13 protein-coding genes are annotated in these 14009 nt (G+C 69.4%); 6 read left to right on the plus strand and 7 right to left on the minus strand.

Features of this window, described 5'->3' with window-relative positions; translation table 11 throughout:
• Positions 1 to 46 precede the first annotated feature (46 nt).
• The 3 genes from E1181_RS09025 to E1181_RS09035 all read right to left on the minus strand — a co-directional run bounded on the left by E1181_RS09025 (position 47) and on the right by E1181_RS09035 (position 3050).
• Positions 47 to 1252 (minus strand): sialidase family protein, encoded by a 1206-nt coding sequence (locus tag E1181_RS09025; protein WP_165944563.1) that lies wholly within the window; start codon positions 1250 to 1252, stop codon positions 47 to 49.
• Positions 1253 to 1409: 157 nt separating this feature from the next.
• A complete protein-coding gene (locus E1181_RS09030) occupies positions 1410 to 1769 on the minus strand; it encodes a nuclear transport factor 2 family protein (protein WP_165944564.1) in 360 nt (119 codons plus the stop codon).
• A 372-nt stretch (positions 1770 to 2141) separates the two neighbouring features.
• The gene (locus tag E1181_RS09035) at positions 2142 to 3050 is read right to left on the minus strand and encodes a helix-turn-helix transcriptional regulator (RefSeq protein ID WP_132673522.1); all 909 of its coding nucleotides are present in this window, start codon (positions 3048 to 3050) and stop codon (positions 2142 to 2144) included.
• Between the two features lie 132 nt (positions 3051 to 3182).
• Between E1181_RS09035 and E1181_RS09040 the strand changes: the two genes are divergently transcribed.
• Both E1181_RS09040 and E1181_RS09045 read left to right on the plus strand, forming a co-directional pair.
• Positions 3183 to 4085 carry an MBL fold metallo-hydrolase gene (locus tag E1181_RS09040; RefSeq protein WP_132673523.1) on the plus strand — a complete coding sequence of 301 codons (903 nt, stop codon included), beginning with the start codon at positions 3183 to 3185 and terminating at the stop codon, positions 4083 to 4085.
• Positions 4086 to 4097: 12 nt separating this feature from the next.
• Positions 4098 to 5537: a carboxylesterase/lipase family protein gene (locus E1181_RS09045; protein ID WP_132673524.1), complete on the plus strand. Its 1440-nt coding sequence runs from the start codon at positions 4098 to 4100 to the stop codon at positions 5535 to 5537.
• Positions 5538 to 5662: 125 nt separating this feature from the next.
• Here E1181_RS09045 and E1181_RS09050 read toward each other — a convergent pair whose 3' ends face one another.
• Both E1181_RS09050 and arsM read right to left on the minus strand, forming a co-directional pair.
• A complete protein-coding gene (locus E1181_RS09050; RefSeq protein WP_132673606.1) occupies positions 5663 to 6502 on the minus strand; it encodes a helix-turn-helix domain-containing GNAT family N-acetyltransferase in 840 nt (279 codons plus the stop codon).
• A 210-nt stretch (positions 6503 to 6712) separates the two neighbouring features.
• Entirely contained in the window at positions 6713 to 7597 is an 885-nt protein-coding gene (arsM, locus tag E1181_RS09055; protein ID WP_132673525.1) for an arsenite methyltransferase, read from the minus strand.
• Between the two features lie 176 nt (positions 7598 to 7773).
• Between arsM and E1181_RS09060 the strand changes: the two genes are divergently transcribed.
• Entirely contained in the window at positions 7774 to 9108 is a 1335-nt protein-coding gene (locus E1181_RS09060) for an NAD(P)-binding domain-containing protein (protein ID WP_132673526.1), read from the plus strand.
• A gap of 61 nt (positions 9109 to 9169) precedes the next feature.
• Here E1181_RS09060 and E1181_RS09065 read toward each other — a convergent pair whose 3' ends face one another.
• Positions 9170 to 10261, minus strand: a complete 1092-nt coding sequence (locus tag E1181_RS09065; protein WP_235876640.1) for an ArsO family NAD(P)H-dependent flavin-containing monooxygenase — start codon at positions 10259 to 10261, stop codon at positions 9170 to 9172.
• A gap of 99 nt (positions 10262 to 10360) precedes the next feature.
• Here E1181_RS09065 and E1181_RS09070 point away from each other — a divergent pair, with 99 nt between their 5' ends.
• From E1181_RS09070 to E1181_RS09080, 3 genes are all read left to right on the plus strand, one after another.
• Complete coding sequence (locus E1181_RS09070; protein ID WP_132673527.1) at positions 10361 to 10738, plus strand: ArsR/SmtB family transcription factor; 378 nt, start codon at positions 10361 to 10363, stop codon at positions 10736 to 10738.
• The gene (arsB, locus tag E1181_RS09075) at positions 10735 to 11832 is read left to right on the plus strand and encodes an ACR3 family arsenite efflux transporter (protein ID WP_132673528.1); all 1098 of its coding nucleotides are present in this window, start codon (positions 10735 to 10737) and stop codon (positions 11830 to 11832) included. The genes E1181_RS09070 and arsB overlap by 4 nt, the downstream gene beginning before the upstream one ends.
• A gap of 120 nt (positions 11833 to 11952) precedes the next feature.
• Positions 11953 to 12489, plus strand: coding sequence for an arsenate reductase ArsC (locus tag E1181_RS09080; protein WP_235876641.1), 537 nt, complete (start codon positions 11953 to 11955; stop codon positions 12487 to 12489).
• Between the two features lie 182 nt (positions 12490 to 12671).
• On the opposite strand, the gene E1181_RS09085 is transcribed toward E1181_RS09080, so the two are convergent.
• A complete protein-coding gene (locus E1181_RS09085; RefSeq protein ID WP_132673530.1) occupies positions 12672 to 14006 on the minus strand; it encodes an MFS transporter in 1335 nt (444 codons plus the stop codon).
• Positions 14007 to 14009 lie beyond the last annotated feature (3 nt).

Here is a 14009-nt window from a genome sequence, read left to right on the forward strand (position 1 = left end):
TGCACCGGGGACACCGTTGCGGGGTGTGGTCGGGGCTATGCGGGGGTCACGGCGTCGATTCGCCCGTGCCGTAGAAGGCTCGGCAGGTTCCGGACTCCTCGCGCGTGGTGATCTCCAGGACGGACTTCTCGCCGTCGCCGACGGGGAGCAGCGCGGGGCTGTAGTTGTTGCACGCGCCGACGTCGTGGTTGGTCTCGATGGCCGTGACAGGGTCCGGGATCTCCTCCCAAACGCCGGTGCCGCCAGAGCTGTTGACGTGCAGGACCTTGCCGTTGCCGTCGGCGAATGAGCCGTCGGCGTTGTGCAGGGTCATGGCGGCCAGCACGATTCGTCCGTCCGAGGTGACGGTGAATTTCGGCGTGTGTCCGGGCTTCCGGCCATCCGGACCGGTGATCTCGGTGCCGGGGTCGGTAGCGTCGCCCCAGTTGCGGCCGTCGGAGGAGGCCCGGTATCGCACCGGGCAGCCCAGGCTGGTGGTGCTGCAGATCTCGTAGGTCATGAAGTACCGGCCGTCGGGAAGTTGATCGACCACGGGCATGCCGGGGCGGGATTCTTCGCCGGACAGGGCTACTACTTCTTCCGTCGGTCCCCAGTGGACGCCATCCGAGGAGACGGTCCGCACCAGCTTCTGGCTGTGCGCGGGGTCGGATTCGTCGGAGAAGTAGCAGTTGAGATTCCCGGACTCATCGACGGAGAAGGTCGGTTCCCAGACGCCGCGCTCGTTCGGCGACGTGGCGCAAGTCGACAGAGGGGACCAGGTGCGGCCGTGGTCGTCGCTGCGCCAGACCGGCAGCGACATGGGGCGGTCGTTGGCATTCACCGAACCCGACCAGAGCAGGGTGCCCGCGGGTAGCGCGCCGACTTGGCGGGGCAGTTCGAAGAGGCTGGTGCAGCACAGGTTGCCCGACGCCACACCCGGGGCGATCGTCCCGACGCGGGTGAAGGTCGTGCCGTCGTCGGTGCTCTCGAAGATGGGGTCTTCGGCGCGACCGTCCACGAAGCTGGTGTAGGTGGCGAGAATTCTGCCGTTGGCCTCGCCGGAATGCTGCAGGCGGATCGCCCAGGGGTACTGCGCGGTCTGCTCTCCCAGCGCCGTACCGGGCTCCTGTGACGCGCTCGCACCGCTGATGGCGGATGCGTTCGCGGATACATCATCGATGATCAACGACGTGCCGGAAGTCGCAACGTGCACACCGAGAAGAGCAGCCACCACCACTATCGCTCCGGCGGCCCGGAGCAGAGTTCGTCGCATCGGGTTCCTCCACGGATCATCGCACGACCAGTGCACTCGGGCGACTGATCGTGTCGCGGACTTACTTCCGCAAGGGAGGACGTCCCAGACCGGCCCCGGTTGCGCCAAAGTCCGCCAGTTCCTGAAAAGTCCGCTCTGCGTGCCCCGACGGCCCTCATCAGTCGACGAGGCGGATGGTGTTCACGCCCCAGTGGGCATCGATGTGGACGATCTTGCCGTCTGCGTCGAAGGTCATGACGTCGATGATGTCGATGGTGATCTCGCGGCCGTCGACTTCCGCCCAGAACGTGAACGCCATGGCCGCGGAGTTGGCGAACGTCGTCCTGACCGGCGCGATCAGCTCCGCCTTCTTCGGGGTGAAGGGAACGTCGAAGAGGTCGAGATCGAACATGGATCCCTGCCGGGTGAGTTCGAGCAGGCCGGTTCCGACCGGGTCCTCGCCCGTGTAGGAGTCGGCGAACGCGGTCGCGGCGAATTCCGGGTCGGGATCGTTGATGTTGGCGATGTACCGTTCCATGACGTCGTTCATAGGCGCTGAAGCGCGCGGAAAATGCTGCGGGGCAGCGTAATCCAGCATAGTAGCGTGCCAATTCGGCTGGATCGCGAGACGCGCGACACATCAGTTCGGCGTTCTCATCAATGCGAAGGTTCCACGATGGGTTCATGCCGGAGCAATCCTCGATGCTCCTCGCGATGGGCTTGCGGAGCCACGGCATTCGTAACCTCAGCTGACCAGGCAATGCGGCTGGGCTGGTGGCCGACGGGCGTGGATTCGTATCCCGCCGTCCTGATTGGCAAGAGGGTTTCCGCAGGTCAGAGCCTACGGGAACCCTCTTGCCGTGTTCTGCCCGGAAAACATTCCGAGAGAGTCGGTTTCGCAGGTTTCTCGTCAGGCGTCCGCTGCGTCGCGTGGGGGAATCGGCTGTGCGTCAGCGGATTTCCCGGGGCGGTCCGCAGGAACGAGCTGGCGCAGCAGTTCCAGGGTGTCCGCGGAACCGGTTGCCTCTTCGGTGGTGACCACGACGATGGATTGTTCCGGTGAGTGGTTGAGCTGGAGGCTCTGCTGGGTGATGGTGAGCTCGCCGACCAGCGGGTGGTGCAGCTGGAAGGAGTCTCCTTCGCAGGGTCTGACGCGGTGGTCGCCCCACATCGCGACGAACTCCGGGCACTTCACGGACAGCTCGCCGACCAACGAGGCCAGCAACGCGTCGTCGGGGTGTCGGCCTGCCCTCAGCCGGAGGCTGGCCACCAGTCCGCGTGCTTTGCGGTCCCAGTCCACGTAGAGCTCGCGGGTGTGCGGGTCCAGGAACAGCATCCGGACCAGGTTCGGGCGATCGCCTGGTCGCTCTGGTGCCGTCGGGTCGATGTGCCCGGCCAGCAGCGCGTGGCCCAGGGGGTTCCACGCCAGCACGTCGGTGCGCCGCCCGACGACCAGCGCGGGCACGCCTTCCAGCGACCGCAGCAGCTCGCGGGTGAGTCCGTTGACGCGCTCGACCGGTGGGCGCTTGCGCTGGCGCGGGCGCGGGGCGGCGAGTTCGCGCAGGTGCGCGCGCTCGTGGTCGTCCAGACGCAGTGCCGTGGCCAGCGCATCGAGCACTCCGTCGGAGGCGTTGACCGAGTGGTTCTGCTCGAGCCTCGTGTAGTACGAGACGCTGACGCCGGCGAGCTGGGCGAGCTCCTCGCGCCGCAGTCCGGCGACTCGGCGGTGCCCGGGCGGGGTGATCAGCCCGACATCTGCGGGTTGCAGGCGAGCCCGCCGGGATCGTAGGAACTCGCCGAGGTGTCCGGACCTGCTCATGTCCCCACTATGCCCTCGGCGACCACGAAGAGCCTGACACTGTCAGTGGTAGGCACGGCCGAGGTTGGTTCACCGGTCGCTCCGACGCGCAGATTGGGCGAGACCCGTCATCGAGAACTTCCCGGAGCAACCATGCGAGAGATCGCGCTGGGTGATGTCACGATCACCCGAGTCGTCGAGTACTACGGATCGGTCGAGATATCGCCTGGCGACTTCTTCCCCGACGTGCCGGAGCAGAGTTGGCGGGACCACGAGCCGTGGCTCGTCCCGGACTTCATCGACCCCGCCGCGAACGTGTGCGTGTGCGCCATCCAGACCTGGCTGCTGCGCAGCGGTGGAAAGACGATCCTGGTCGACACCGGTGTCGGCAACCACAAGCAGCGGCCGAACGCGCCGGTGTGGCACGGCCTCGAGACCGACTTCCTCGGCAACCTCGCGCGCGCCGGGGTCCAGCCCGAGGACGTCGACCTGGTGGTCAACACCCACCTGCACGTCGACCACGTCGGTTGGAACACCCGGCTGCAGGACGGCAACTGGGTGCCCACCTTCCCCAACGCCACCTACCTGGTGCCGCGCGCGGACTTCGACTTCTGGAACCCCGCCGACGGTCACGACCCCGCACTGGGCAGCGGCAGCGAGAACGTCTTCGCCGACAGCGTCGCCCCGGTGTTCCAAGCCGGGCAGACCCTGCTGTGGGAGGACGAGCACGTCATCGACGACGACCTGCGCCTGTTCCTCGCACCGGGGCACACCCCTGGATCCTCCGTGCTGAGCGTGGAGTCCGGCACCGACCGGGCGCTGCTGGTCGGAGATCTGCTGCACACCGCTGCGCAATTCGTCGAGCCCGACGCCAACAGCTGCTTCTGCGAAGACCCGGTCGCGGCCCGATCCACCCGCCGCCGGCTGCTGAGCCAGGCCGCCGACACCAACACCCTGGTGCTGCCCGCGCACCTCGGCGGGCACGGCGGCGCCGAAGTCGTGCGCGATGGCGAGAAGTTCGCCATCAAGGCGTGGGCACCGTTCGACCGGATCTGACAGGAGCAACCGATGTCCGATTTCACCGTGACCACCACCGGGGGAGCGGTCCGCGGCAGCACCAGCGGCGGTGTGCGGCGCTTCCTGGACATCCCGTACGCCGCGCCGCCGCGCGGCACCGGCCGGTTCGCAGCGCCGGAACCGCATCGCGGCTGGCCGGGGGTTCGCGACGCGACCCGGTCCGGGCCCACCGCGCCGCAACCGCGCCGGGACGGGTTCGCCACCCTGGACATGTCGCCGTTCTTCGGGCCCGGCTGGGTCCGCGGCGAGGACTACCTCACGGTCAACGTCTGGTCACCCCAGTACGCCGAGCGCCGCCCGGTGATGGTGTTCGTGCACGGCGGCGGGTTCGTCTCCGGATCGAACCGCTCACCGCTGTACGACGGCACCGCCTTCGCCCGCGACGGCGTGGTCCTGGTGACGCTCAACTACCGGCTGGGAATCCCGGGATTCCTGGATGTGCCCGGGGCGCCGCGCAATCGGGGATTGCTCGATGTCATCGCCGCTTTGCGGTGGGTGCAGGACAACGCCGAAGCCTTCGGGGGTAATCCCGGCAACGTCACGCTGGTCGGCCAGTCCGCCGGTGCCACGCTCGTCGCGGCGCTGCTGGCCACCGACGAGGCCACCGGGCTCTTCCGCCGCGCGATCGTGCAGAGCGGCAGCGGGACCGGCGCGTTCTCGCCCGACCAGGCCGCGGTGGTGACCCGCGCCGCGGCCTCCGCGCTCGGCGTCGAACCGACGGCAGGGGGTTTCAGCGCCGTCCCCGATGAGCGGCTCGTCGAGGTCATGCCCGGGCTCACCGGCCTGAACCTGCAAACAGCGGGTGAGTTCGACCCGCTGGTCGGTCTCACCCCGTTCGACGTCGTGCTGGAGCGCCAGCCGGCCGAGAGCGACGTGGCCGAGGTGGATCTGCTGGTGGGTTCTAACGCCGAGGAGGGCAACCTCTACCTCGCTCCGCAGGGCGAGCTGGGCACGTCGACCGCCGAGGACGTGCGGGATCTGGCCGCACGCGTGCACCGGGACCCGGACGCGCTCGTCGCGGCCTACCGGGCGCAGCGCCCGGGTGCCGGTCACGGGCAGCTGCGGGCCGCGATCCTCGGTGACGCCATGTTCACCGCCGGTGGCCGCAAGCTGGCCGAAGCCCACGGCAACGCGCACGTCTACGAGTTCGCCTGGCGTTCCACCGCTGTGGGCGGTCGACTCGGCGCGGCGCATTCGGTCGAGCTCCCGTTCGTCTTCGACCTGCTCGACCTCCCGGTGCTGCGGGGACCGCAGGCGCTGCTGGGTGCGGGTGAACCGCCGGCGGTGTTGGCGACGGAGATGCACGGGGCGTGGGTGTCCTTCGCGACCACCGGCGATCCCGGCTGGCCGCGGTTCGGCGCGCAGCGCAGGATCCGGCGCTTCGACGCGGTCTCGGAAACCACCACCTCCGGCGACCTGTCGATGTGGTGACCCGGTCCCTTCCGTCCCGCAGACGAGCGGGGCGGAAGGGCGCCGTGCTTGCGAAGAGCGCGGGCTCGACGCTCTGCCCTCCTCGATCGACCCGAGACGTTCGGCCCGCTGACCAGACGACGGGGTCAGTCGGCGTCGCAGGTTCGGCGGCGTTCGAGGAAGACGGTGTCGCGCCAGACGCCGTGGTGCTGGGCGATGCGTTCGCGCAGTCCGACGGTGCGGAAGCCGGCGGAGTTGTGCAGCGCGATGCTGGCCCGGTTCTCCGGGAAGATGGAAGTTTGCAGCGTCCACAGGCCGTCGGCGTCGGCGGCGGTGACCTGCTTGTGCAACAGCGATTTTCCGACCCCGCGGCCGCGGAAGTCCTCGCCGACGTAGACCGAGGTTTCCGCCACGCCCGAGTAGCAGTCCCGGTTGGACACGGGAGTCGCGGCAGCCCACCCGGCGACCTGCCCGTCGACCTCGGCGACCCACCGGTGGTCCGGCAGCCACTTGGCCTCCAGCGACTTGCGGGCTGGGACGTCGGTTTCGAAGGTCGCGTGGCCGGTGGCGATGCCTTCGGCGTAGATGCGACGCACGTCCGCCCAGTCGCCGGGTTCCAGCTGCCGGATCGTGACGTCCTCGGGGAGGTCGTCCGGGCAGCACGGGCGGGCGACGACGCCCATGACCGCGTCGGCGGCGTGCGGCAGGCCGGTGCAGCAGGCGGTGTTGACCGAGACGAAGGTGGTGGTGCGTTCCTTGTTCAGCAGCACGAACCCGACGTCGGCGAGCTTGCGCACGTGGTGCGAGCAGGTGGACTGGCTGATGCCCAGCTGGTCGGTCAAGGTGCCCACGCTGATCGTGCCGGCCGCCGCCACGGCGTGCAGCAGGCGGACGCGGGTGGGTTCGGCCAGGCACGCGAACCACTCGGCGTAGGTGGCCGCATCTTCGGCGGGCAGCAGTCCGGTCTCAGAAGCCGTCGTCGTCATGCCCTGAGTATCGACGCCCATCGATGATTTAGTCAATCGATTCACATCGATGAACCACTCGTGTCGCTGCTGCCCGTCCTGTCGTGTTCGCAGGCGAGCGTGGACGGGTGTGCGTCGGCCGAGCAAGCCACTTCGCGGCACAGCACTGTGGCTCCCGCTTGCGACAGCTCACGCCCGGATCGGCTGAGCTCGATCGCTTGCGGCTGTGCTTCAGCGGGCGTCCCGGCAGGCGCAGCCTGCGGCGTCCTTGGCTTCGGTGATCGTGGTTCGCGGATCGGCGGCCTGTTCTGCGGGTGTGCAGCACGCGGTCACGCCGCAGCAGGCGTCCTCTGTTTCCGGCATGGCGGGTTTGGTGGCGCGAATGATCGCCGAGTGCATGTGGTCGGCGACCTGGTGGGTCGAGGTGATCTCGACTTCGGTGAAACCCGCTGCCCGTAGCTGTTCGTGGTATTCGGCGAAGGTGAGGGCTCCGGCGATGCAGCCGACGTAGGAGCCGCGGTCGGCCCGTGCCCGAGGGTCGAGATGGTCTTCGGCGACCACGTCGGTGATGCCGATGCGTCCACCCGGGGTGAGGACGCGGAAGGTTTCGGCGAACACGGCGGGCTTGTCGACGGAGAGGTTGATGACGCAGTTGGAGATCACGACGTCGATCGTGTTCGCCGGTAGCGGGATGTTCTCGATGGTGCCCTTGAGGAATTCGACGTTGGTGGCGCCCGCTTTCTCGGCGTTGCTCAGGGCGAGGGCGAGCATCTCCTCGGTCATGTCCAGGCCGTAGGCCTTGCCGGTGGGGCCGACGCGGCGGGCGGACAGCAGCACGTCGATGCCGCCGCCTGAGCCGAGGTCGAGAACGCGTTCCCCTTCGCCCAGCTCGGCGACCGCGGTCGGATTGCCGCAGCCGAGAGACGCCGCGATGGCCGCGGTGGGCAGCTGTTGGCGTTCTGATGCCGCGTAGAGGCTGGAGCCGAAGCCGTCGCCGACCTCGACCTGCGCCGGGCCGCAGCAGCCATCGGTGGTGTCGCTGTGGCCGGCTGCCGTGGCTGCGGCGGCGTAGCGCTGTCGGACGGTGTCGCGCAGCTCTGCAGGTTGTTCGCTCATCGTCGATCCCCTCTTCGCCGCGGCGACGCTGGAAGCGCCCGAACGGCCTGATCGATGTCGGCTCGATGTGTCCCCGCTTCCCAAGTATCGACCCGGATCGATGCTTGCGTCAATCGATGGGCGTCGATACAGTCGAGGCAATTTCATCGAAGCTGATCGATGCAGAGGGGTTCGTCGTGGACGAGAATCCGGTCGTGGTGGTGGGCGCGGGCCCGGTGGGTCTCGCGGCGGCTGCGGAGGTTCTGGAGCGCGGTCTGCAGCCGTTGGTGCTGGAGTCGGGGGCGGAAGCCGGGTCCGCTGTGCGGGAGTGGTCGCACGTGCGGTTGTTCTCGCAGTGGTCGGAGTTGATCGACCCGGCCGCCGCCCGGTTGCTGGAACGGCAGGGGTGGCAGGCGCCGGATGCGGCGACGTACCCGTCGGGTGCGGACTGGGTCGAGCGGTACCTGCGGCCGCTGGCGGCGGCGTTGGGGGAGCGGGTGCGCTTCGGTTCCCGGGTGGTGGGCGTGGCTCGCCGCGGCCGGGATCGGGTCGTGGACGCCGGACGAGAGTCCGAGCCGCTGACGGTGCACGTCGAGACCGCCCTCGGCGAGGAGCGGATCACCGCCTCGGCGGTCATCGACGCCTCCGGGACGTGGGGCAGCCCGAACCCGCTGGGCGGCGACGGGTTGCCGGCGGTGGGGGAGCGCGCCGCACGGGAGCGGATCAGCTACCAGGTGCCCGACGTTTCCGATGCGCAGGTCCGGGCCCGGTTCGCGGGCAAGCGCATCGCCGTGGCCGGCAGCGGGCATTCGGCCCTGACCGCGTTGGTGGCCTTCGCCGGACTGGCCGAGGAGGCACCGGGTACGGAGGTCGTGTGGGTGCTGCGCCGGGGTCGCTCGGGGGATGTGTTCGGTGGCGGTGAGGCCGATCAGCTGCCCGAGCGCGGGGCGTTGGGGCTGCGCGCCAAGCAAGCGGTCGATGCCGGACGCGTCCGCACGGTGATGGGTTTTCGCACGGCTGCGGTCGAGGCCGACGGGGATGGCCGGTTGGTGCTGACGTCGTTCGAGGGGGACGAGAGCGAGCCCGTCGACGAGGTCGTGGTGCTGACCGGTTTCCGGCCGGATCTGTCCTGGCTCTCGGAGATCCGGTTGGGCCTGGACCCGGTGCTGCAGGCGCCGACCGCGCTGGCGCCGTTGATCGATCCGAACCTGCACTCCTGCGGCACCGTCTACCCCCACGGGGCCAAGGAACTGGCTCATCCCGAGCCGGGGGTCTCCGTGGTCGGCATGAAGAGCTACGGCCGGGCGCCGACGTTCTTGGCGATGACCGGCTACGAGCAGGTCCGCAGCGTGGCCGCCGCGATCGCCGGCGACACCGAGTCCGCCGAGCGGGTCGAGCTCGTCCTGCCGGAGACGGGGGTGTGCGGCGGGGCCGGGCTGTTCGACGAGCCCGAGACTGAGCAGAGCGGCGGCTGCTGCGCCGCACCCCAGCAGACCGCCGAGCTGGCGGCGCCCGGAGCCGCTGAGCGCTGACCGCATGCACTCCGAACTGAGCGCTGCGCTCGCGTTGGCCACCGACCCGCCACGTGACCCATCAGCCGACGGCCTGCGAGAGGTGCTGTGCGATGTCGGCGACCGCTGGTTTCGCGGTCCGCGCGGCGCCCACCAGCGTGGCCGAGGCCCACCCGGTCCAGTCCCCGTAACCCAGCAGGTGCAGCCGTGGTTCGGCGACGCTGCGCGTGGCGTCGGTCGGGACCGTCCCGTTCTCGGTGCGCAGGCCCAGCGGCGCGAGGTGGTGCAGCGCGGGGCGGAAGCCGGTGCACCAGATGATCGCGTCGCAGTCGAGTTCTCGGCCGTCGTCCCAGGCGATGCCGCGCTCGGTGAGCCGGTCGAACATCGGCTCGGCGTGCAGCACGCCGCGCTGACGAGCGTCCAGCACGCTCGGGACCATCACGATGTCGCCCAGCTGCCGGCTTCCGCCGTCGTCGGGCAGTCCCGCCCGGCGTGCGGCCTCGCGTTGAGTGGCCACGTCGAACAGGACCCGGCCGTCGACGTCGTCGGGCATGAATCGCGGCGGCCGCGCGGTGACCCAGGTCGTCTCGGCCGCGGTGGACACATCAGCGAGGATCTGGGCTGCGGAGTTGCCGCCTCCGACGATCACGACGTGCTGGTCGGCGAACTCCTTCGGGCACCGGTAGGACTCGGCGTGCAACTGCCGCCCGGCGAAGACCTCGCTTCCCGGGTACGAGGGGAGGTGCGGTCGGCTCCAGGTTCCTGTGGCGCTGACGACGACGCGCGCCCGCCACGTCCCGCGGTCGGTGTCGACGGCCAGCCGCGCACCGGCGTCGTGGACACCGTCGACGCGCACGGGCCGCTGCACCGGCAGCTGGTAGCGCCGCTCGTACTCGGCGAGATACCCGACGACGTGGTCGGCGGTGGGGAACTCCTCCCCGGGCTGGCGAGGCATCCACCAGCCGGGAAGCGGGCTGTGCTCGGCGGGCGAGAACAGCCGCAGCGAGTCCCAGCAGTGACGCCAGGCCCCACCGGGCTCGGGCTGGTCGTCGAGGATGACGAAATCCAGCTTCGCGCGGCGGAGGAAGTACCCGGCCGCCAGGCCCGCCTGCCCGCCGCCGATCACCACCACGTCCCGGGCCTCGGGCACCACGACCTCCTGACCTGCCTGCACTTGAGGCGAACACCCGTGCCGTGAGGCACCGCTCACAGCGCGACGGGAAACCTGTCGTCGAGCTTGCGTTCCTATCTTGATGGATGTCAAGTTAGACGCATGCCGAAACAAGACGTCCTGATCGTCTCACGGGACGAGGCCGAGCCGTGCGCCTCCGCCGTGATGCGGGAGCCGCTGACCGTCGACCAGGCCGCTGACCTCGCCAAGGTGTTCAAGGCGATCGGCGAGCCGGTGCGGTTGCGCCTGCTGTCGCTGATCGCCTCGCACGCCGGCGGCGAGGCCTGCGTGTGCGACCTCACCGACGCCTTCGAGCTGTCCGGACCGACGATCTCGCACCACCTCAAGGTGCTGCGCGAGGCCGGGGTGATCGAGGGCGACCGGCGCGGGACGTGGATCTACTACCGCGTCAAGCCCGACACGTTGCGCTTGCTGTCGGAATCGCTCGCCCCGGCTCAGGACGTGGCGGTGACGGCATGACGCAGACGCAGGACAACGCCGTCGTGGCGAAGCTGTCCACACTGGACCGATTGCTCCCGGTGTGGATCGGCGCGGCGATGGTCCTCGGCCTGCTGGCCGGCCGCTGGATCCCCGGGCTGGGATCGGCGCTGGACGCGGTGCAGATCGATGGCGTCTCGCTGCCGATCGCGCTGGGGCTGCTGGTGATGATGTACCCGGTGCTGGCCAAGGTCCGCTACGACCGGCTGGACACCGTCACCGGCGACAAGCGGCTGATGGCCTCGTCGTTGGTGCTGAACTGGGTGCTGGGCCCGGCGCTGATGTTCGCGCTGGCCTGGGTGTTCCTGCCCGACCTGCCGGAGTACCGGACGGGTCTGATCATCGTGGGCTTGGCGCGTTGCATCGCGATGGTCATCATCTGGAACGACCTGGCCTGCGGGGATCGCGAGGCCGCCGCCGTGCTGGTCGCGTTGAACTCGGTGTTCCAGGTGATCGCGTTCGCCGGGCTGGGCTGGTTCTACCTGTCGGTGCTGCCCGGGTGGCTGGGCCTGGACCAGGTGGGGCTGGAGGTCTCGGCGTGGGAGATCGCCAAGAACGTGCTGATCTTCCTCGGCATCCCGCTCGTGGCCGGTTACCTCACGCGGAAGTTCGGGGAGCGGGCCAAGGGTCGTGAGTGGTACGAGTCCCGGTTCCTGCCCAAGATCGGTCCGGTCGCGCTCTACGGGCTGCTGTTCACCATCGTGATCCTCTTCGCGTTGCAGGGGGAGGCCATCACCTCGAACCCGCTGGACGTCGTGCGGATCGCACTGCCGCTGCTGGTGTACTTCGCGGTGATGTGGGCGGGTTCGTTCGGGCTGGGCAAGGCCATCGGCCTGAACTACGAGCGCTCCGCGACGCTGTCGTTCACCGCCGCGGGCAACAACTTCGAGCTGGCCATCGCCGTGGCGATCGCGACCTTCGGCGTCACCAGCGGTCAAGCTCTGGCCGGTGTGGTGGGTCCGCTGATCGAGGTGCCGGTCCTGGTCGGCCTGGTCTACGTCTCGCTGGCCGCTCGACACCGGTTCAACCGTCCCTCCAGTACCGCGGAGGCCGACCATGCCCGCACCACCACCTAGCCACCACGACGCCGAGGAACACCGGCCGACCGACGACCAGGTCGCCGTGCTCCTCGACCACGCCTCCGCCGAGTTGCGGTCGCAGTTCCGGGGTGTGTTCGCCGAGGAGCCATCCACCACGTGGTCTCCGAGGCCTACCGGGAGCTGGCCTCCACCGCTCGTGTGCACACCCACCTGACCACCGTGGCCACCCGCTACGCCCGCGAGCGGCTGGCCGACATCGCCGAGAACCGAGGAGTCCCCGTGTCCTCCACCCCCGAGGTCCTGTTCGTCTGCGTGCACAACGCCGGACGCTCGCAGATGGCCGCCGCCCTGCTGCACCACCACGCCCAGGGCAAGGTCGCCGTCCGCTCGGCCGGCTCCGCCCCGGCTGAGACGGTCAACCCGGCCGTGGTCGAGGTGATGAACGAACTCGGCCTGGACCTGTCGCAGGAGTTCCCGAAGAAGCTCACCACCGACGCCGTCGAAGCCGCCGACGTCGTCATCACCATGGGCTGCGGCGACGCCTGCCCGATCTTCCCCGGCAAGCGCTACCTAGACTGGGAGCTCGCCGACCCCGCCGGACAGGGCGTCGACGCCGTCCGGCCGATCCGCGACGACATCGACCAGCGCGTCCGCGCCCTGCTGGCCGAGCTCGTGCCGGAGGCCGCGCAGTGAGTGGCCAGGTCGGTCTCGACGACTCCGTGCAGGTGCAGCAGCCCAGCACGCACACCGGTGCGTTCGCCTGCGGCGACCCGGTGGACCACACCTGCTGAATCTGTCCGTACGTCGGGGGGCGGCTCCTCAAGTCGGAGTCGCCCCCCGAACCTCGGTGCGGGTCGCATGTCCCGGACGATGTGTCAGGCGGTGGCCGGTTCCGCGGCGGCTGGGGTGGAGTCCGGGTCGTGCTTGCGCACCGCGACCAGGGCGAGTGCGCAGAGCGCGACGACTGCTGCGGCTCCGACGTAGAGCTGGGTCGCCGAGGCGCCTGCGTCCTTGAGCAGCCCTGCGATGGTCGGGGAGAGGATGGCGCCGATCCTGCCCATGCCGAGCGCCCAGCCCATGCCGACGCTGCGGACGTGGGACGGGTACAGCGGTGGCCCGACGGTGTAGGCACCGGCGATGCAGCCGTTGATCAGCGCGCCGACGATGACGCCGATCCCGAACCCGAGCCACAGGACCGAGGTGCTCAGGATGAACACGACCATCATGGCGGCCGACAGCAGCGAGAACCCGATCAGCACGACCCGCGGTGGGCGGAGCCGGGCGGCCAGGCCGTAGAGCACGGAACCGACGGTGCCGCCGATCGAGATCGCCATTCCGGCGGTGACCGCAGCGCTCTTCGAGAGCCCCTCCTCGGCGAGCAGGGTTGGGGTCCAGCTGTTGACGAAGTAGAAGCCGAACATGATGGTGATGAAGATGATCCAGAGCAGGATCGTGGGCGCGAGCAGCTGCTTCAGCCAACCCGAACCGGCCTGTCCGGCGTCCTTCCGGGCGGCGCTCGCCTGGTCGAGGTCGGACGAGCTGATGGCGTCCATCCGCATGCGCGCCAGGGTCTTGTTGATGCGCTCCAGGGCGCCGCGGGGACGACGCTGCTCGAGGAAGGCGATCGACTCGGGCAGCAGCACGGCGATGACGATCAGGGCGAGCAGAGTTCCGAAACCGCCTGCGTAGAAGACGATCCGCCAGTCACCGCCCACCGTGGTCTTCGCGACGAGGCTCGCGAGCGTCGCGCCGATGCCGTACCCGGCGGTGTAGATGCCGATGGCGAGCCCGCGGTTCTTCGTGTTCGAGAACTCGCTGGCGATCACGTTGGTGCTGGCCAGGATGCCGCCCACGCCGATGCCGGTCACGAGCCGGAACAGGCCCATCACCAGCACCGAGGGGGCCATCGCGGCGCCGAACATGCCGATCGTGCCCAGCACGAGGCTGATCAGGATCAGCGGGCGACGCCCGATCAGGTCGGCGAAGGGTGCGAGCAGCATCGAACCCAGCGCCATCCCGATCAGACCGACGGAGACCAGCAGCCCGAACTGGGAACCGTTGAGACCGAACTCCTCGGTGACCGAGGGGCCGGTGAACGCGACCGCCATGACGTCGAAGCCGTCGAGGCAGTTCATGAAGGTGCAGAGCGCGACGATCAGCCATTGGTAGCCGGACATGGGCGCCGCGCCGATGCGAGCCGTGAGGGTCATTGA

The sequence above is a fragment of the Saccharopolyspora terrae genome, from assembly GCF_004348435.1.
GTDB classification, from domain to species: Bacteria; Actinomycetota; Actinomycetes; order Mycobacteriales; family Pseudonocardiaceae; genus Saccharopolyspora; species Saccharopolyspora endophytica.